Origin of the sequence: Aestuariivirga sp. (assembly GCF_041738905.1) — a bacterium.
Classification (GTDB): domain Bacteria; phylum Pseudomonadota; class Alphaproteobacteria; order Rhizobiales; family Aestuariivirgaceae; genus Aestuariivirga.
The window spans coordinates 1-18,473 of record NZ_JBGSOZ010000069.1; the positions used below are offsets into that span (position 1 = coordinate 1).

Annotated in this window: 17 protein-coding genes and 1 pseudogene; 12 read left to right on the top strand and 6 right to left on the bottom strand. The window is 62.1% G+C overall.

The window, feature by feature from the left end:
* Positions 1–192: pseudogene (locus ACEW8Q_RS05455) on the bottom strand (methyltransferase type 11); the annotation flags it as partial.
* Between the two features lie 193 nt (positions 193–385).
* On the opposite strand from ACEW8Q_RS05455, the gene ACEW8Q_RS05460 reads away from it, so the two are divergent.
* The 4 genes from ACEW8Q_RS05460 to ACEW8Q_RS05475 all read left to right on the top strand — a co-directional run bounded on the left by ACEW8Q_RS05460 (position 386) and on the right by ACEW8Q_RS05475 (position 3,994).
* Entirely contained in the window at positions 386–718 is a 333-nt protein-coding gene (locus ACEW8Q_RS05460; RefSeq protein WP_373503043.1) for a hypothetical protein, read from the top strand.
* A 331-nt stretch (positions 719–1,049) separates the two neighbouring features.
* The gene (sbmA, locus tag ACEW8Q_RS05465) at positions 1,050–2,306 is read left to right on the top strand and encodes a peptide antibiotic transporter SbmA (protein WP_373503044.1); all 1,257 of its coding nucleotides are present in this window, start codon (positions 1,050–1,052) and stop codon (positions 2,304–2,306) included.
* Positions 2,307–2,316: 10 nt separating this feature from the next.
* Positions 2,317–3,105 (top strand): glutathione S-transferase family protein, encoded by a 789-nt coding sequence (locus ACEW8Q_RS05470; RefSeq protein ID WP_373503045.1) that lies wholly within the window; start codon positions 2,317–2,319, stop codon positions 3,103–3,105.
* A gap of 97 nt (positions 3,106–3,202) precedes the next feature.
* Positions 3,203–3,994: a MipA/OmpV family protein gene (locus ACEW8Q_RS05475; RefSeq protein ID WP_373503046.1), complete on the top strand. Its 792-nt coding sequence runs from the start codon at positions 3,203–3,205 to the stop codon at positions 3,992–3,994.
* Positions 3,995–4,128: 134 nt separating this feature from the next.
* Here ACEW8Q_RS05475 and ACEW8Q_RS05480 read toward each other — a convergent pair whose 3' ends face one another.
* Positions 4,129–4,626 carry an EF-hand domain-containing protein gene (locus ACEW8Q_RS05480; RefSeq protein ID WP_373503047.1) on the bottom strand — a complete coding sequence of 166 codons (498 nt, stop codon included), beginning with the start codon at positions 4,624–4,626 and terminating at the stop codon, positions 4,129–4,131.
* Positions 4,627–4,815: 189 nt separating this feature from the next.
* On the opposite strand from ACEW8Q_RS05480, the gene ACEW8Q_RS05485 reads away from it, so the two are divergent.
* From ACEW8Q_RS05485 to ACEW8Q_RS05500, 4 genes are all read left to right on the top strand, one after another.
* A complete protein-coding gene (locus ACEW8Q_RS05485; protein ID WP_373503048.1) occupies positions 4,816–5,019 on the top strand; it encodes a DUF2892 domain-containing protein in 204 nt (67 codons plus the stop codon).
* A gap of 128 nt (positions 5,020–5,147) precedes the next feature.
* A complete protein-coding gene (locus ACEW8Q_RS05490; RefSeq protein WP_373503049.1) occupies positions 5,148–6,170 on the top strand; it encodes an efflux RND transporter periplasmic adaptor subunit in 1,023 nt (340 codons plus the stop codon).
* Positions 6,167–9,388: an efflux RND transporter permease subunit gene (locus ACEW8Q_RS05495; RefSeq protein ID WP_373503050.1), complete on the top strand. Its 3,222-nt coding sequence runs from the start codon at positions 6,167–6,169 to the stop codon at positions 9,386–9,388. The genes ACEW8Q_RS05490 and ACEW8Q_RS05495 overlap by 4 nt, the downstream gene beginning before the upstream one ends.
* Positions 9,389–9,412: 24 nt before the next feature.
* The gene (locus ACEW8Q_RS05500; RefSeq protein WP_373503051.1) at positions 9,413–10,699 is read left to right on the top strand and encodes an NAD(P)/FAD-dependent oxidoreductase; all 1,287 of its coding nucleotides are present in this window, start codon (positions 9,413–9,415) and stop codon (positions 10,697–10,699) included.
* 51 nt (positions 10,700–10,750) lie between these two features.
* Here the strand turns inward: ACEW8Q_RS05500 and gfa are convergent, their stop codons facing one another.
* The gene (gene gfa, locus ACEW8Q_RS05505; RefSeq protein ID WP_373503058.1) at positions 10,751–11,320 is read right to left on the bottom strand and encodes an S-(hydroxymethyl)glutathione synthase; all 570 of its coding nucleotides are present in this window, start codon (positions 11,318–11,320) and stop codon (positions 10,751–10,753) included.
* 292 nt (positions 11,321–11,612) lie between these two features.
* Positions 11,613–12,098 carry a DUF2938 domain-containing protein gene (locus ACEW8Q_RS05510; RefSeq protein WP_373503052.1) on the bottom strand — a complete coding sequence of 162 codons (486 nt, stop codon included), beginning with the start codon at positions 12,096–12,098 and terminating at the stop codon, positions 11,613–11,615.
* Between the two features lie 175 nt (positions 12,099–12,273).
* Here ACEW8Q_RS05510 and ACEW8Q_RS05515 point away from each other — a divergent pair, with 175 nt between their 5' ends.
* The 4 genes from ACEW8Q_RS05515 to ACEW8Q_RS05530 all read left to right on the top strand — a co-directional run bounded on the left by ACEW8Q_RS05515 (position 12,274) and on the right by ACEW8Q_RS05530 (position 15,924).
* Positions 12,274–12,657: a DUF6481 family protein gene (locus ACEW8Q_RS05515; RefSeq protein ID WP_373503053.1), complete on the top strand. Its 384-nt coding sequence runs from the start codon at positions 12,274–12,276 to the stop codon at positions 12,655–12,657.
* 94 nt (positions 12,658–12,751) lie between these two features.
* Complete coding sequence (locus ACEW8Q_RS05520; RefSeq protein ID WP_373503054.1) at positions 12,752–13,654, top strand: DnaJ C-terminal domain-containing protein; 903 nt, start codon at positions 12,752–12,754, stop codon at positions 13,652–13,654.
* Positions 13,651–13,920 (top strand): chaperone modulator CbpM, encoded by a 270-nt coding sequence (locus ACEW8Q_RS05525; protein WP_373503055.1) that lies wholly within the window; start codon positions 13,651–13,653, stop codon positions 13,918–13,920. The genes ACEW8Q_RS05520 and ACEW8Q_RS05525 overlap by 4 nt, the downstream gene beginning before the upstream one ends.
* 162 nt (positions 13,921–14,082) lie before the next feature.
* The gene (locus tag ACEW8Q_RS05530; protein WP_373503059.1) at positions 14,083–15,924 is read left to right on the top strand and encodes an ABC transporter ATP-binding protein; all 1,842 of its coding nucleotides are present in this window, start codon (positions 14,083–14,085) and stop codon (positions 15,922–15,924) included.
* Between the two features lie 25 nt (positions 15,925–15,949).
* Here the strand turns inward: ACEW8Q_RS05530 and ACEW8Q_RS05535 are convergent, their stop codons facing one another.
* Both ACEW8Q_RS05535 and ACEW8Q_RS05540 read right to left on the bottom strand, forming a co-directional pair.
* Positions 15,950–16,084: a hypothetical protein gene (locus ACEW8Q_RS05535; RefSeq protein ID WP_373503056.1), complete on the bottom strand. Its 135-nt coding sequence runs from the start codon at positions 16,082–16,084 to the stop codon at positions 15,950–15,952.
* A gap of 175 nt (positions 16,085–16,259) precedes the next feature.
* On the bottom strand, positions 16,260–18,158 hold the full coding sequence (locus ACEW8Q_RS05540; protein WP_373503057.1) for a mechanosensitive ion channel family protein: 1,899 nt from the start codon (positions 18,156–18,158) through the stop codon (positions 16,260–16,262).
* Between the last annotated feature and the right edge of the window lie 315 nt (positions 18,159–18,473).

Here is an 18,473-nt window from a genome sequence, read left to right on the forward strand (position 1 = left end):
TTCGAGGGCCGCCCGCACCGCTGCGAAAGTGGCCGGCAGACGCACCGCAAGATAGGCCGAGAGATCGATCGAGCCGTCGCTGCGTCCGCCGCTGCGATAGTGCGCCGAGAGGCTGGATGCGCCCGATCTCATGGCGGTTCCGGGCTTCCGCGCCAGTTCCCGCTCCACCGCGGATTTCAGTTCCGGCCTCATTTTTTCCTGCTTTTTTCTTGTGTTCCAGCCGCTTGAGGCCGCCCCGTGGCCCTGGCCGCTAACCTTAACCGTTCACTAACGCGACGCCTGAAACTGGCATTGATCCGTGTACTGTGCAAAATTGGTTACAGTTGGAGGTATCTAACAGGCAACTTGCCACGGCATCAAGGTTCACATTTTCAGGGATGGATTCATGTTCAGCATCGTAACTCTCAGCGAAGACCTTCTCACCAAGCTCCGGCAAGAGGCCGACATCCTGCTGTCCGACCGGCTGATGATGCGCGACGTTCTCGAGGCGCGCTCAAACGAACTTCATCACAAGCGCGACGAGGATCTCCGCCGGGTCGAGAAATGGGCTACTCAGCAGAAGGAGCTCATCAACGAGGTCTTCGCGGCGATCATTTCGGAAACCGAGACAGACCGCCAGCGCAATGAGAGCAACCTCTCGCGGATGAAATCAGAGCTGGAAACAATGTCGGGTGCGACTCCCCCCGCACCAGCGCGCCGGCTTCACGCCGCCGAATAGCCGGGCAACACCGGGCCGTCGGACAGGATTCACCTGCTTTGCGCAAGGCAACGGGCAGGCCGTGTTCTGCGGGTTCACACCTCCGACGGTCATGATAGCTCAAGGCCAGCGCCCCGGAGGCGCGGGCCATGTTTCCATTTCCGGCATTCCAACCATTTGCCGCCGGTGCCCCTGCGCTTGCCATCTGGGGGCGGCCCTGCATTGATGGCGCCCTCAATAACACATTCCAGTGCCACGATGGTGAACCGGAGTTCATTTGCGTCCGTTGCGGAAGGCGATCTAACTGACTAATCGTCCTTGTCGTTTCTTGGCCGTTCACGAAAGAGCCCCGATGTTTGTTTCATTCTTCCCGGCCCCGCGCCTGTTCTTCTGGTCCGCAGCGGCGTGGTCGCTCGTTGCCGTGCTGTTCTGGTTCTTCGTGGCGAAGAATGCGGGCGGCATCATCGGTCTCGAAAACCCGCCGCCGGACACCGCTCCCATCGTGGGGGTCACGCGGTTCTTTTCCAAGCCATTCCTGTGGTTCTTCCTCTACTTCGGAGCAACCGTCGGGCTGTTTGCCGCCGCGTGGCGGATCATCGCGCCTCACCCCTGGTTCAACTGGTCGGTGCTGGGCTCCGCGCTCATCATCTTCGTCCTCTATTTCATGGTCGAGGTGAGCGTCACCATCAACGACTGGTACGGCACCTATTTCGACCTGATCCAGAAGGCGCTTGACCCCAGCAGCAAGGGCACGGTTCCGGCCGCCGATCTCTACAAGGGCCTTGCCGACATCACGGGTGTCTTGCTCACCTACATCACGGTCGCGGTGCTGAATGCCTACTTCACCAGCCACTATGTGTTCCGCTGGCGCACCGCCATGAACGACTATTACGGGGAGCGCTGGGCACAGCTCCGCGGCATCGAGGGCGCCGCCCAGCGCGTGCAGGAAGACACGATGCGCTTTGCCCGTACCTTCGAGGACCTTGGTACCAGCCTCGTCAGCGCGGTGATGACGCTCATCGCGTTCCTGCCGATCCTCGCCGGATTGTCGAACAGGATCCCGGAATTGCCGATCATCGGGCACATTCCCTATTCGCTGGTGGTCGTGTCGCTTGTCTGGGCGCTGTTCGGAACGGCGCTGCTTGCCATCGTCGGCATCAGGCTTCCCGGCCTCGAATTCCAGAACCAGCGCGTGGAGGCGGCCTACCGCAAGGAGCTCGTCTATGGCGAGGACGATCCCAACCGCGCCACGCCGCGAACGCTTCGTGAACTGTTCACAGGCGTCCGCCGGAATTATTTCCGGCTCTACTTCAACTATCTCTATTTCAATGTCGTCCGCTACGGCTACCTGCAGGCCGACCTGTTGCTTCCCTTCTTCGTGCTGGTGCCGGCCATCGCGGCGGGCGCCATCACCTTCGGCGTCTTCCAGCAGGTGCGCGCCTCCTTCGGCGAAGTGCGCGACTCGATGCAGTATTTGGTGAAGTCGTGGCCCTCGATCGTCGAGTTCATGTCGATCTACAAGCGCCTGCGCGCCTTCGAGGCGACCTTGCGCGGCGAGCCGCTGCCCAGCCTCGACCAGGATTATCTCGATAACAAGTCCATCGCCTGAGAAAGCCCGCATGCCCAAGCCCATCATGTATCACATCCCCGTTTGCCCCTTCTCGCAGCGGCTGGAAATCCTCCTCGACCTGAAGAACATGCGGGACGCGATCACCTTCCGGATGGTCGACATCACCAAACCGCGCGACCCGGCCCTGCTTGCCAAGACACGTGGCACGACAGCGCTGCCCGTGCTCGAACTGGAGGATGGCCGGATCATCAAGGAGAGCCTCGTCATCCTCCGCTATCTGGAGGACCGCTATCCCGAAACGCCTGTCGCACAGGCCGATCCCTACAGGCGCGCCGTCGAGAACATGATGATCGCAATGGAAGGCGGCTTCACCAATGCGGGCTATGCCTTCGTGATGAACCGCGACCCGGAGAAGCGGCAGGCTTTCGCCGATACGATGACGGCGCAATATGCGAAGCTCGACGATTTCCTCAACTGGCAGTCGCCCGATGGCACCTTCCTGTTCGACAAGCCGGGGCTGACCGAATGCGTGTTCACGCCGATGTTCGCCCGCTTCTGGTTCCTCGACTATTACGAGGGTTACGAGATTCCGTCCTCGCTGCCCCGTGTGAAGCGATGGCATGACGCGTGCCTGGCCCATCCAGCCGCCCGGCAGGTGAGCCAGGAGGAGATCGTGAAGCTCTACCACGACTATGCCTACGGCAAGGGCAACGGTGCCCTGCCCGAGGGCCGCACGCGGTCGAGCTTCGTCATGGAGCCGCACTGGTCGAAGCGGCCCTGGCCGCCGCGCGACAAGTGGGGCGCCTCGCCCACCGATTCTGCCCTTGGGCTCGCCTGAGGATTAACAGTTGCTCAACCACCGATCCGCAAATCAGTGCTGACGTATTAACCCAAATCGTCTATCCTCTTCCCCGAAACACAAACGATTGAGACATATGACTTTCGCACTGAGAACCATTTCCGCCGCTGCCCTGCTGCTGACCGTCGTTGCCCCGGCCATGGCGGAGGATGATCTCTCGACCAAGCAATATGTCCTCGATCTCGGCGCAGGGCTCATGTACCAGCCCAAGTATCCGGGCGCCGACGAGATGATTGCGGTTCCGTTTCCGCTGATTTCGGTCGGCCGGTTCTTCATTCCCGGCATTGGTGACATGATCGATAGCGACGCGCCGCTCAGGAAGTTCAGCGTCTATCCATCCTTCGGCTTCAACGGGAAGCGCGAATCATCCGATTCGAACGAGATCAAGGGCACCGATGACGTCGACTGGGCGCTCGAACTCGGCATCGGCATGGCCTACCGCTATGACTGGATCCGCGGCTTCGTGGAGGTCCGCCAGGGCTTCAACGGGTATTCGGGACAGGTTGCCGACTTCGGCGTGGATTTCATCGCCAATCCCACCGAGGACCTGCAGCTCATGGTCGGCCCGCGCGCCTCATGGGGCTCGGCCGACTACATGAAGACCTATTTCGGGGTCAGCGCCAAGGAAGCTGCGGTGCCGGGTTCCATCCTCGACGAGTTTGACGCCAATCCGGGCTTCAACCGGCTGGGCGTGGCCGCGACGGCGAGCTACGGGATCACCGACAATACGACCTTCCACGTCCGCGCCGGGTGGGACCGGCTCGTTGGCGATGCCGCCGACAGCCCCATCGTGAAGGAGGGCAGCGAAGACCAGTATTATGTCGGCGCAGGCATCAGCTACCGCTTCGGCTTCGACCTGATCGACTGAACCAGCGCCTCACGGACACTGTCAGGCCTGCGCGAGAGCCGCCGGCGGTCAACTGACCGCCGACAAGTTGCTCGAAAGCATGAAGCTGGCTCATTTCCCACTTCGCAAGTGATTCCACTTGCTCGCCCAATGCGCTAGCGCCAGTGCTGGGCGCGGAACTCCCAAGGCGTGACCTTGCCGTCCTTGTCGGTATCGGCCGCCTCGAAACGGGCCTTGCCACCACCAATGAACTCGGCCTTGGAGACCTTTCCGTTCTTGCCGGTGTCCATTTCCGTGAACCGGGCCTTCTTGCGTTCCTGCATCTGCGCCTTGCGCGAAGGGTTGCGGCCCTCGCCGGACCCCATGCGGACCGTCATGTATTCTTCCTCGGTCAGTTCGCCGTCGTCATCGCTGTCCATGGCGAGAAACACGGCCTCGACCTGGGCTGCGGCCTCGTCGTCGCTGATCATCCCGTCGCCGTCATTGTCGATGGTCGCCATCCGGCCCATGAAACCCGGATTTCCCATCATGCCGCCTCGACCGGAACCGTGGCCCCAACCCCAGCCCCAGCTGTTGTTGTCGTCCGCCAGAGCGACGCCAACGGAGGCCACCAACATTGCGGCAACCGCTGCTGCTCGAATGATATGCTTCATGAGAGTTCTCCTTGCTTGAGTATTCATGACGGCCTTGACCCACAACCACGGCGCGAGACGCGCCACCGGCCGGATCAGGCCGCAAAAAGTATATATTAGCATTTTCTAATTGAATTGATTCAGATCAAGTGCGACACTGAAAACACCGACTAGATTTCACCCATCAACACCAACACTCAGGAGTTTCCCATGAATGTCGATCGCGCCGTGATGGCCTTTGCCGGAGTGATGATCCTGCTCTCGCTTCTTCTCACCTTCTATGTCTCCCCCATGTTCTGGCTGCTGACCGCCTTTGTGGGCCTCAATCTGCTGCAGGCCGCCTTCACGGGGTTCTGCCCGGCAGCGAGGATTTTCAAGATGATGGGCCTGCGCTGCGGCGAGGCCTTCCGCTGAGGCTTGGCCGGGGCGCAAGATGCTCCGGTCAATCTTTTGCACTTTCTGATCGATTCAATACTTGAGAATTTTCTTATATTAGCATATCTGAATATACGGACTGACAGCTCACATAGGGGACTCTGGCCATGCACCGGCTGAAACGGATCGCCACTTTCGGCAGCGCGCTGGCGCTGGCGGGAAGCCTCTGCCTTGCAACGCCTCTTTCGGCTTCGGCGGCGGAAACTGCCGTGAGAATCGTCGAACGGCCGGACCTCAAGGCGGTTTTCGGACAAGTCGAGAGCCGCGACGTGGTTCCCGCCCGTGCCCGCATCGGCGGCACCATCGTTTCGCTCGCTGTTGAGGAAGGCTCCGCCGTCAAGGCCGGTGACATCGTCGCCCTCGTGGTTGACGACAAGCTCGCCCTGCAACTCGCGGCCATCGATGCCCGGATCAAGGCTCTCGACGCTGAACTCGCCAATGCCCAGGTCGAACTCGACCGCGCAAGGAAACTGCTTCAGAGCGGCGTTGCGCCCAGGAGCCGGGTCGACCAGGCACAGACGCAGGTTGATATCCTTACCAACCAGATCGTGGCGGCTCAGGCGGACCGCTCCGTTCTCGAGCAGCAGCAGACCGAGGGCAATGTTCTCGCCCCCGCGCCCGGCCGCATCCTGAGCGTTCCCGTCACCAAGGGTTCCGTGATCATGCCGGGCGAAACCGTGGCCCGCATCGCAGGCGGCGGCTATTTCCTCCGGCTATCGCTGCCGGAGCGCCATGCCGCCCACATCAAGGTGGGCGATAACGTCGTTGTCGGCAGCCGCGGCATGACCGACCTCGCAGATCGCGGCGCTCTCGGCACCGGCAAGGTCGCCAAGGTCTATCCCGAGATCGATGGCGGGCGGGTTCTCGCCGACGTCGAGGTCGAAGGCCTCGGAGATTTCTTCGTGGGCGAGCGGACCCGCGTCTGGATTCCCGTGGCCACGCGCAAGATCATGTCCATTCCGGAAACGGCGGTCGTGAACCGCTACGGCATCGATTATGTGCGCGTCGCATCTGCGGCAGGTGAAGTGGATGTTCCGGTCATCATCGGTGCCCGCTTCGATGACGGCGGAACTGCGCTGGTCGAAATTCTCTCCGGGCTTGCTGCAAGCGACAGCGTGGTCATGCCATGAAACTGGGAATTGCCGGCCACCTGACGCGCAGCTTCATCCAGTCCCCGCTGACGCCGCTGTTTTTGCTTGCCGCATTCGCGGTTGGCCTCGTCGCCCTCATCACGCTTCCGCGCGAGGAGGAGCCGCAGATTTCCGTGCCGATGGTCGACATCATGGTGCGGGCCGATGGGCTCAATGCCGAGGATGCGGTGAAACTGGTCACCGAACCGCTCGAGACCATCATCAAGAGCATCGACAGCGTCGAGCATGTCTATTCGCAGACACGCGACGACAACGTGATGGTGACGGCGCGCTTCCTGGTTGGCACCGATCCCGATGCCGCCATCCTGCGTGTACACGAAAAGATTCGCGCCAACATCGACCGCATTCCGAGGGGAATCCCGGAACCACTGATCGTCGGGCGCGGCATTGACGATGTCGCCATCGTGGTACTCACGCTTTCACCCCGCCCCGAGGCCGCCAGCCACTGGAATGCCAACGGCGTGAGCCGTGTCGCGCGCGAACTTCAGGTCGAACTCGCCAAGCTCGATGACATCGGCCTCACCTACATCACCGGAAACCAGCCCGAGGAAATCCGCATCGAGCCCGATCCGGAACGGCTCTCGCTCTATGGCATCACGCTGCAACAGCTCTCCGCCAAGATCGCGGGCGCCAACCGTTCTTTCCAGGCGGGCGAAGTGCGCGACGGTGGCAAGCAGATTTCGCTGATGGGCGGCCAGACGCTGCAATCGCCTTCCGACATCGCCAACATCCTGCTCTCCGCGCGTGACGGCCGTCCCGTCTATGTGCGGGACGTGGCCACGGTTCTTCTCTCGACCGACTCGCGCGAAGTGCGCTCGGCCAACATCCTGCGCGGCGCCGATGGAACCGTGACGGTGCCTGCCGTATCGCTGGCGCTCGCCAAGCGGCCAGGCACCAACGCGGTGGTCATCTCCGAGCGCATCACCGAACGGCTGGAGCAGCTCAAGGGCAGCATCGTTCCCGAAGATGTCGTCGTCGAAGTCACCCGCAACTATGGCGAGACAGCCAACGAGAAAGCCAACGAGCTTCTCTTTCACTTGGGCCTTGCCACCATTTCCATCGTCATCCTCGTCGCTGTCGCCATCGGCCTGCGCGAGGCGCTGGTGGTGGCCATCGTCATTCCCTCCACCATCCTGCTCACGCTCTTCGCGGCCCGCGTCATGGGCTACACGCTGAACCGCGTGTCGCTATTCGCGCTCATCTTCTCGATCGGCATTCTCGTCGATGACGCCATCGTGGTGATCGAGAACATCGCGCGGCACTGGGCCATGAAGGACGGGCGTTCGCGCGCCGCCGCCGCTGTCGACGCTGTGGCGGAAGTCGGCAACCCCACCATCGTCGCCACCCTCACAGTGGTCGCGGCGCTGCTTCCCATGCTCTTCGTCTCAGGCTTGATGGGCCCCTACATGAGCCCCATCCCGGCCGTTGCCTCGGCCGCGATGATCTTCTCGTTCTTCATCGCCGTCATCGTCACGCCCTGGCTCATGCTCAAGTTCGGTGGCGGCAGCGCCGGCCACGGAAGCCATGGCGCTGCAGACGGCGGAATCCTCGGGCGCATGTATCTCGTCGCGGCACGGCCGATTCTGAAATCGCGCGCGCGGTCTTGGGTGTTCCTGCTTCTCGTCGGCGTCGCCACGCTGGGCTCGCTCGTCCTGTTCTACACAAAGGACGTGACGGTGAAGCTGCTGCCCTTCGACAACAAGTCGGAGTTGCAGGTGGTGGCCGACTTGCCGGAAGGATCGTCGGTCGAAGACACGGCGCGTGTGCTGGGCGAGGTCGCGCAGTTCGCGCTGACCATCCCGGATGTGCATTCTGTCCAGACCTATGCGGGCGAGCCGACGCCCTTCAACTTCAACGGCCTCGTGCGGCACTATTACATCCGGACTTCGCCGGAACTGGGCGACGTGCAGATCACCCTTGCGGGCAAGGAAGAACGCGACCGCACCAGCCATCAGGTGGCACTTGAACTCCGCGAGAAGCTAAAGGCGCTCACGCTGCCCGAAGGCACTTCGCTGAAAGTGGTAGAGCCACCGCCGGGGCCTCCGGTGCTTGCAACATTGCTCGCCGAAATCTATGGGCCCGATGCCGAGACGCGCCGCGCCACGGCGGCGAAAGTCCGCGAGGCCTTTGCCAGCGTGCCCTTCGTCGTCGACATCGACGACAGCTATGGCCAGCGCATGCTGCGCATCCGCATCGCCATCGACCAGGACAATCTCGAATATCAGAAGGTCGAGGAAAGCGACGTCTATGACACGCTCCAGAGCCTCTATGCCGAAAACACGGTGGGCTACTCGCACCGGGGCGGCGGCCGCCAGCCCATCCCGATCACGCTGGGCTTGCCCAAGTCGGAACGGATCATCAACGAGCGGTCGCTTTCAACGCCGGTTCCCGCCAATGCGCTTCCCGGCGGACGGGGCGTCGTGGAACTGGGTGACGTGGTCAGCGTGACGCGCGAATTGTCCTCGTATCCGCTGTTCCGGCACAACGGCAAACCCGCCGAGATGGTGACCGCAGAACTCGCCGGTTCCTTCGAGGCGCCTGTCTACGGCATGATCGAAGTTGGCAAGGCCATCGACGCCATGGACTGGACCGGGCTGCAGAAGCCGCAGATCGCGCTTCATGGCCAGCCCATCGACGATTCACAGTCAATCCTGCTGTGGGATGGCGAGTGGGAGGTGACGTGGGTCACCTTCCGCGACATGGGCGGCGCCTTCCTTGTGGCGCTTCTGGCGATCTACATTCTTGTCGTGGCTCAGTTCGGCTCGTTCAAGCTGCCGCTGGTGATCCTCACGCCCATCCCGCTCACCCTGATCGGCATCATGGTGGGGCACTGGATGTTCGATGCGGCCTTCACCGCCACCTCGATGATCGGCTTCATCGCGCTTGCCGGTATCATCGTGCGGAACTCGATCCTGCTCGTCGACTTCGTGAAGCATTCGAGCGAGCCCGGAGACGATCTGCGCGACGTGCTGTTGAAGGCCGGCGCCATCCGCTTCAAGCCGATCCTGCTGACCGCGATTGCCGCGATGATCGGCGCTGCCGTGATCCTGGCGGACCCGATCTTCCAGGGCCTCGCCATCTCGCTGCTCTTCGGCCTTGCCTCATCCACACTGCTCACCGTGCTGGTGATCCCGGCCATCTACATGGCGCTTCGCTACAAGAAGCGCCCGACAGAACCTCAAGTGCCTGCCACCTGAAGCCAGAACAATGGGAGTATGATCATGGCTCATGTCGTCGTCCTCGGTGCCGGACTCGGTGGCACCATCATGGCCTATGAAATGAAGGACCAGTTGCGCTCCGGCGATACGCTGACCGTCATCACCCGTGATCCCAAGTATCACTTCGTGCCGTCGAACCCGTGGATCGCGGTCGGCTGGCGGAAGCCCGACGACATCGAAGTGGATCTCGCGCCAGTGCTTGCCAAGAAGGGCATCGCCTTCAAGCCCGTGGCCGCGACGAAGCTCGAGCCTGAGAACAACCGCATCGAACTCGCGGATGGTTCATCGGTTGATTACGACTATCTCATCAACGCCACCGGACCGGACCTCGCCTTCGACGAGATCGAGGGCATGGGGCCCGAAGCGTTCACGCAATCCGTCTGCCATGTGTCGCATGCGGTGAAAGCGGGCGAAGCCTTCGAGGAATTCTGCAAAAATCCTGGTCCCATCATCGTGGGTGCTGTCCAGGGCGCGTCGTGCTTTGGCCCGGCTTATGAGTTCCTCTTCATCCTCGAGACCGAACTCCGCCGCCGCAAGATCCGGGACCGCGTGCCGATGACCTTCGTCACCGCCGAGCCCTATATCGGGCACCTCGGGCTCGATGGCGTGGGCGACACCAAGGGACTGCTTGAAAGCGAGATGCGCTCCAAGCACATCAAGTGGATCACCAGCGCGCGCGTCAAGAAGGCTGAGGCCGGCAAGATGACGGTCGAGGAGATTGCCGACGACGGCAGCGTGAAGGCCACGAAGGAACTGCCTTTCGGCTATGCGATGATGCTGCCCGCCTTCCGCGGCGTGGCACCGATGCGCGGTATCGAGGGCCTGTCGAACCCGCGCGGCTTCACCTTGATCGACAAGTTCCAGCGCAATCCGAAATACCCCAACATCTTCGCGGTTGGCGTCTGCGTGGCGATCCCGCCCACAGGCCCTACGCCGGTTCCGTGCGGCGTGCCGAAGACCGGCTTCATGATCGAATCGATGGTGACAGCGACGGCTCAGAACATCGGCCTCTTGCTGCGCGGCGAACAGCCGAGGCATCAGGCGACGTGGAATGCGGTGTGTCTTGCGGACTTCGGCGACTCAGGGGTTGCATTCGTGGCCCAGCCGCAGATTCCGCCGCGCAACGTCAACTGGTCATCTTCGGGCAAATGGGTGCACGGCGCCAAGATCGGCTTCGAGAAGTATTTCCTGCGCAAGATCAGGAAAGGCACCAGCGAGACCTTCTACGAGAAGCTCGCCCTCGATGTGCTGGGTATCGGCAAGCTGAAAGAGACCGTCGAAGGAAACTGATTGGTGGAGAACGGGACGATGCGCCTCCAAGAAGCATCGTCCCGGGACTCGTCAGTCCTTGAGCGCGCCCGACTGCTTGGCGGCATGGGTCGCGAGATAGTCCATCAGCGGCGGCGAGAGGCAATCATAGGGCTGCAGCCCCACACGCCTGAGCCGCCTGCGCACCGCATCCATCTTTGATGGGTCAAAGCCCGTCTCGATGATGGAGGACACGAAGGCCGCGAATTCAGGCGGCGACCAGCCCTTCTGTTTCGAGAGTTCGGTGTGGATGAAGTCCAGCCCGAAGAAGCCATGCTTGCCATTCTCGATCCGGCCGAACATGTGCACGCCGCAGTCCTTGCAGGCATGGCGCTGGATGGTGGTGTTGGAATCTACGACCTTGAGCTTGTTCCCGTTGGCCGTGACCTCAACCTTGTCGCGCGGCACCACCGCGACGATGGAGAACACCGCACCCTCCGGCTTCCAGCACTTGCTGCAGCCACAGGCATGATTGTGTGCGCTCTGCGAGGCCACCGAAACCGTCACGGGATCGGTGGCGCACTTGCAACTGAGCGTGCCGCCCTCGAATTTGGGCCCCGCCCTGCGAAACACGCCCTTGTCGATGAGCGGGTGAAGCGCGATGGGCTTGGCGCCACCACGGGCAGCCTTGCGGGCGGCCTTCTTGGCGGCTGCCTTTCGGGCGGCCGGTTTCTTCGCGGCAGCCTTGCGAGCCGCGGGCTTTTTTGCCGCCGCCTTTCTGGCCGCGCCCTTTCTGGCGGCAGCCTTTCTCGCCGCTGGCCGCACTGATTTCTTCACTGACTTTCTTGCCATTCCTGAGGTCCTCCTGGAGTTGTTCTGCACGCTGAGGCGACGCAACTCACCTGCCGGATGGCACGGCGCGACTGTGACAGAGTTCAACCGCGCCGCATAGGTGCTAGTAAGCTGATATCAACCACGCCGTTCCGAACATGCCGGCTGCGAAGACGGTGTGGGCCAGGATGTTGAACATGCGGACCGTCCAGGGATTGGGCCTCAGCGATGCCGCCCAGCCCGCGCCCACGCCGGGTTGCAGCAGGAACCAGCCGGCGCCGATGGTGACCATGCCGAGGATGAAAGCAGGCAGGAAAGTAGGCGCCTTCACCCATTCCGGCCCCGCGGCCAGTACCAGAATGCCGCCATAGACGATCCCTACGGCATAATGCGCGATCCAGCCGATCGCCAGTTCGTTCTGCACCGGTTCGGTCTTGCCGATGTCCTTGTGAAAGACCGTGCCGCGCGGCAGGTGCGCGAACCAGCGCCCGACCATGGCCCAGTTGGGCAGCGCCACTCCAAACGCGGCCTTCAGGAAGATGGCCCACAGGTCCATCGCCGCCGTGCCGCCGATGCCGATCGCCAGCGACCGCCAGATGAAGTCGAACATTGGTTTCTCCCCGGCGTACCGCCCTGCCACTCACCCCGCTAGAGCAGATCGCGGAGAAGCGATCAAGCCCGCAACCTCGCACGCCTGAAGTGCATGGCCCGGTTTCCATGGTGTTTTCTGGCTTCGATGCCCATTCGCTGTGGAGTGGCGCGCGCCGACCTGCTATGGCACGGTGATGAAAAAGACCGACACTTTCGCAGACCGCAGGAAAGAAGCCGAAGCCGCAAAGGCCCGCCTTCTCGAAAAATACAAGACGCGTCCGGCGCCCGACAGCCCTGAAGCGCTGGAACGGGCCGCCGCCATCCAGGCGCGCAACGCCGCGCAGGCCGAGCGCGATGCCGCTGCCGCCTTCAAGAAGAAGCTCAAGATCGAGCAGCAGCGAATCGAGGCGGAATCGGCTGCAGCCATTCTGCATGCCGAGCAGCGGGCCGCTGCCCAGATCAAGAAGGCCGAGGACGAGAAGGCGCGGAAGGCCGCAGAGGCCAAGGCGGTGGTGGACGAGGCCGCCCGCAAGGCCTTGCGCGATGCGCGCTACGCCAGGCGCAAGGCCAAGGGCTAGGCTTGCGCAAGGGGGAACCAATGTGGTTTCCTCTCAGCGCGGGTGATCTGCCACGGCTCGATCCCCTGGCGCGTCACCATCCCGGAGGGCAGGCTTGAAAGACCCATATGAGATCATCGGTGTGGCCCGTGGCGCGTCAGCGGACGAGATCCAGAAGGCTTACCGAAAGCTCGCAAAGAAGCATCACCCGGACCTTAACCCGGGCGACAAGGCCGCAGAAGCCAAGTTCAAGGAACTTGCCGGTGCCTATGACCTGCTGTCGGACCCCGAGAAACGCCGCCGGTTCGACAGCGGCGAGATCGACGCCAGCGGCGCCGAACGTCCTCGCGAGCGCTCCTACCGCGACTATGCCTCGGACAGCGCGCGAAGCTCACCTTATGACAATGCATCTGGATTTGCGGACTTCGCCCAGTCCGATGATTTCCTTGCCGAGATCATGAGGCGGCAGGCGGAACGCGCCCGCAATGCTCCCGGGGCCGACCTGCATTATCACCTCGCCGTCGACCTGACGGAAGCCCTCACGGGCGCCACCCGCAGGCTGACGATGCCGGGCGGCGGCACGCTCGATGTCACCATTCCCGCCGGCATCAGGGAGGGGCAGGTGCTGCGCCTGCGCGGTAAGGGTGCGCCATCGCGTGGCAGCGGCCCGCCCGGAGACGCGCTGGTCGAAATCTCGATTCTTCCGCATCCCTTCTACACGCAGGAGGGCGATGACATCCGGATCGAGCTTCCCGTCACCATCAAGGAAGCCGTGCTGGGTGCCAAGGTGAAGGTGCCGACGCCCAGCGGCGCCGTGATGATGAATGTGCCCAAGGGCTCCAACAGCGGTACAGTCCTCCGTCTCAAGGGCAAGGGTGCCCCCAAGCGTGGCGGCGGCCATGGCGATGAACTGGTGACGCTGAAGGTGGTTCTGCCCGACAAGCCCGACACCGAACTCGAAACCTTCCTCACGACCTGGCCCAACGATCACGACCCACGCCGGAACATCACGCCATGATGATCACCCGCACGGACTTCCTCTACCGCGCCCGTCTCGACGACGCGACGCTCGAGGTGTGGATTTCGGAAGAATGGCTCTCGCCCCAGCGCACCGACACGGAGTTGCGTTTCAGCGAGGCAGATCTCGCCCGCGCCACGCTCATCCGCGAACTGCAGCACGATCTCGGCGTCAACCGCGAGGGTGTCGGCGTCATCCTCAATCTCGTGGACCAGTTGCACGGGCTGCGGCGGGCGCTTGCGGGAAAGCTCGGCCCATCGGCCTGAGCCAGCCGCCCGCCTCACTTTCTCCGCGCCGCACTGGCAGACGGGGCCTCATGTTGAAACTGGAAGAATTCACCACACGGGGAGCAGCCCTTGGCGCGGCAGTATACTGAAGGCGGCCGCAAGGCGCCGCGCTACACAGGAAGCCGCGACGAGGGTCCGTCGCTGCCGCCGATCCGGACTTGGCGGGAGCGGCTCGGCACGCTGAAGAACATCGGCCCGTTCCTGGCGCTGGTGTGGCGCACCAGCCCTGGACTCGCCACGGCCTCGCTGCTGTTCCGGCTGGTCCGCGCCCTCCTCCCGGTGGGCGCGCTCTATGTCGGCAAGCTCATCATCGATGCCGTGGTGGCGCTGGTGCAGCTTCCGGACAAACCGGCGCTCCCATGGGACTGGGTGACGAGCGGGCTGCTCGACCATGTGCTGCTGCTTCTCGCCGCCGAATTCGGCCTCGCCGTGCTGTCCGATCTCCTCGGCCGCGCGGTGTCGCTCATGGACAGCCTGCTTTCGGAACGGGTGACGAACCGGACCAGCGTGCGGCTGATGGAACATGCGGCCAGTCTCGACCTCGAGGATTTCGAGGACGCGGGCTTCCAGGACCAGTTGGAACGCGCGCGCCGCCAGTCCAGCGGGCGCATGACGCTGATGTCGCAACTCTTCGGGCAGGCGCAGGACACGGTGACCGTGATTGCGCTGGGTGCGGGCCTCGTCGTCTATGCGCCATGGCTCATCGTGCTGCTGGGCGTGGCCCTCGTCCCGGCCTTCCTGGGCGAGGCCTATTTCAACGCGCAGAGCTATTCGCTCGACTATTCCCGTACCCCGCAGCGGCGTGAGCTCGACTATGTGCGGCAGACGGCGGCGAGCGTCGAGACCGCAAAGGAAGTGAAGATCTTCGGCCTCAACGGCTTCCTCATCGAGCGCTACCGCCAGCTGGCCGCCGAGTTCTATGCCGGCAACCGCAGCATCGCGGTCCGGCGCGCCTCATGGGGCGGGCTTCTCACGGCCATCGGCACGGTGGGCTACTACCTCGCCTATGCCTATATCGTCTGGCGCACCGTCACCGGGGCCTTCACGGTGGGCGACCTCACCTTCCTCGCGGGCTCGTTCCGGAGGCTCCGCACACTGTTCGAGGGATTGCTCTCGGGCTTCTCGACCACCGCCGCACAGGCGCTCTATCTCGACGACCTGTTCTCCTTCTTCAAGGTGACGCCGGAAATCCTCTCGCCGCCCGATCCCCGGCCCTTCCCCTCGCCCATCCGCGAGGGCTTCGTGTTCGAGGATGTGGGCTTCCGCTATCCCGGTGCCGAACGCTGGGCCGTGCGCAACCTCAGCTTCACGTTGCGCGCGGGCGAGACGCTGGCGCTGGTGGGCGAGAATGGTGCTGGCAAAACCACGCTGGTGAAGCTTCTGGCAAGGCTCTACGACCCGGATGAAGGCCGCATCCTGCTCGATGGACACGACCTCAAGGACTATGATCTCGACGCCCTCAGGGGCCAGATGGGCGTCATCTTCCAGGACTTCGTGCGTTACAATCTGACGGCTGCCGACAACATCGCCGCAGGCCGGATCGAGGCACGGGGCGACCGCGCCCGTATCGCCCGCGCGGCGGCTCAGTCGCAGGCCGACGAGGTCATCGCGCGGCTGCCCGGCGGCTATGACCAGATGATTGGCAAGCGCTTCCGCAATGGTGTCGAACTCTCGGGCGGCGAATGGCAGAAGATCGCGATTGCGCGGGCCTACATGCGAGACGCGCAGGTGCTGATCCTCGACGAGCCGACAGCCGCGCTCGATGCGCGCGCTGAGTTCGAGGTGTTTCAGAAATTCAAGGCGCTGAGTGCGGGCAAAACCGCCGTCCTCATCTCGCACCGCTTCTCAAGCGTGCGCATGGCCGACAGGATATTGGTGCTGGCACATGGCAAGGTCGATGCCGAGGGCACCCACGAGCAGCTGGTGGCGCAGAACGGCCGCTACGCTGAACTCTTCGAGCTGCAAGCCGCCGGCTATCGTTGAAGGAGTGTCAGGGCGGCGCAGCGTTTCAGGCGCCGATGCCGAACCAGGCCAGCGTGATGTCGCCCCGGATGGCAGCGATGGATATGACCACGACGATCAGAACCCACATCATCTTGCCGAAGCTCTTCGGATCCTGCTGACCAAGCCTGGACTGCGCCACGAGACATCCTCCCCCTGAGAGGGCGGAGAATAGCGCCAAAGGTTAACGGTTTCGTTAGCCGCGAGTAAAGTTCGGGCAATGAGTGAAAAACCGGAATGAATGGCAGTTCGATGAGTGGTTCTTCCTCAACCTCTGCCTTGCTTGTTCCCTTGCAGCCAATGTGGTGCCAATCACACTAACGATTCTTGTGACTGGTGGCCGCCGCCGCATCCGGTTTCGACTCTTCCTGATCAACAGACAGGCGTTCACTGGCAGGGACAGCCCCGGGGTCTTCCCCACTTGCCTCCGGACTCCCAAATGGCGGATAGTCAAGCGAGCCCTTGAGGCGTTCAATTTCATCACGAGTCAAACGCGGGAACGGAAGTTTTCCGCTCTTGCGCCACCGCCTGACCGTTTCCTTTGCGCTCTCGCCACGTTTTGCATCAAGCTCGCCATCACGTGCCATGTATAGTGTCTGTGATGGGAACGCGAGTTTGGTTCCGGAGTCCGTGATGACATCATAGATGCGCAGGAAGATATCCTCGCGGATCGCGAAGAAGTCGTTCCATTCCCGCGTTACTGCATAGATGCGGATATTGATGTTGAAAGCGCTCGTCCCATAGCCCGTAAATCGGACACGGATGGTGTCACTGTCGATCCTCGGATGGGCGTGCAGCATTTCGCGGATCCGGACAAGGAGATAGCGCAACTGATCCGGCGCGGTCTCAAGACGCACACCGATGGTTTCATCGATCAAAAGCTGGTCACATTGAGCCCAGTTGACAATTTGCATGTCTGCGAACTGGGCATTGGGAACCGAGATCAGTGTTCTATCAAGCGCGCGCAGCTTGGTTGAACGTATACCTATCGCTTCCACGGTCCCTCTTTGCGTGCCAAAACTGCAGAAATCTCCAACCCGCACCGGCCGGTCAAAGTAGAGCATCACACCACCTACAAGGTTCTCGAGTGTCGGGCGGAGAGCCAATGCCACTGCGAGGCCGCCAATACCAAGTCCGGCCAGGACACTCAGAATCGGCAAGCCAATCTCCTGTCCACCGAAGGCGAGGATCGTTGCGACGCCGATAATACCAATTATTCCGGAAACGAGACGCAACAGGTTTGCGTCGAGTCCCTCATCTGGAATACGGGGCGAGAGAATGATCCATTCAAAAAGGGCACGGACCCCTACCCAGAAGAGCCAGGCATAGGTCAGACAACCCAAAACTGTTTGTCCGATGTCCATGATTCTGGCGAAGTCACCCGACACATTTATGCTTCGCAGAATGAGTGGGACAACAATGGTAACAGCGCCCAGGGCAGCCAGCGGCAATATCATACGCCAGGCAAGAGCACCTATGCGGTTCGCAGGCGCCCGCGTCGATAGAAACCGCTGTAGACGCAGAATCAAGAACAGCAGCGCGAAAGCCAGCGCCGCAATGACCGGAATCTTCCAGACCGGTGTGCCGAGCCAGAGATGAAGAAGCGGCTCAGGCAAGCCTTGCATGAACCAGGCGGGGATGAGGGGGCCTGTGAGATGCGGATAGAGATCGCTGTAGCTCTCGGTATCCACGCTGGTACGCAGAACAAGTTTCTCAATACTTCGAAAGAATCGTGGAGCGACATGCACAGTCGACGGACTGAACAGGTATTCGCCTTCTCGTCCTCCTGTCTTCACGCGGCTTATCCGAATGGGCGTACCTTCAATTCGGTAGCTGTAGGTTCTATCGCCATCGGGTGTTGAAATGTCTGGGAGCTGGGTTGGGTCCGGCGGTGCGATCCGTCCGAAGATATCCATCAAGTAGGCAGCCGTCAGAATTCCGATCTCCCGGCGCGAGGCACTGGCCACGGCATCAAGATCAATCAGCGCGATCATATGGTCAGAAAGCTGCGCAAGGCGCTCTGCACCGGCCAATGTGCTGTTACTGGTGTACTCTCGCAGAGCGGTTTCCATCTGATCGCTCAGCTGCAGAAACGTCAGAAGGGTATCGCGAGGACTGTCTGTGCGTATCGGATACAGTGCGGATTGCGCCTCAGGCCCTGAAACCTGCTGTTCCTGCGCAATGGCGGTACGAGGAATTGCGAAGCCAGCAGCCATGCCAAGGGCAGCCAACAGAAGGATGCAACATCCAAAGAGGCCGGGCGAAAATCTGTTTCCAGTCATTTGCAATCGACGCGACGCTCCACATTTGACAGATAATTGCCCGATTGCATGTTGAGTGGAAATGTTCTGCCTCAAATCCGTGCTACCGGAAAACACCGCATCTCGAGCCTGGGGGATGTCCCGTACTCTGTTGAAAATGCCAAGGCTGGCGTCGCTGGTTGAACCTTATGCAGCATCGGCCAAGCGGTCAACTGCATGGGAGGCTGGCTGCTCGGTCCGATGGTTTTGAAGTGCGGCCTTGAGGATTGG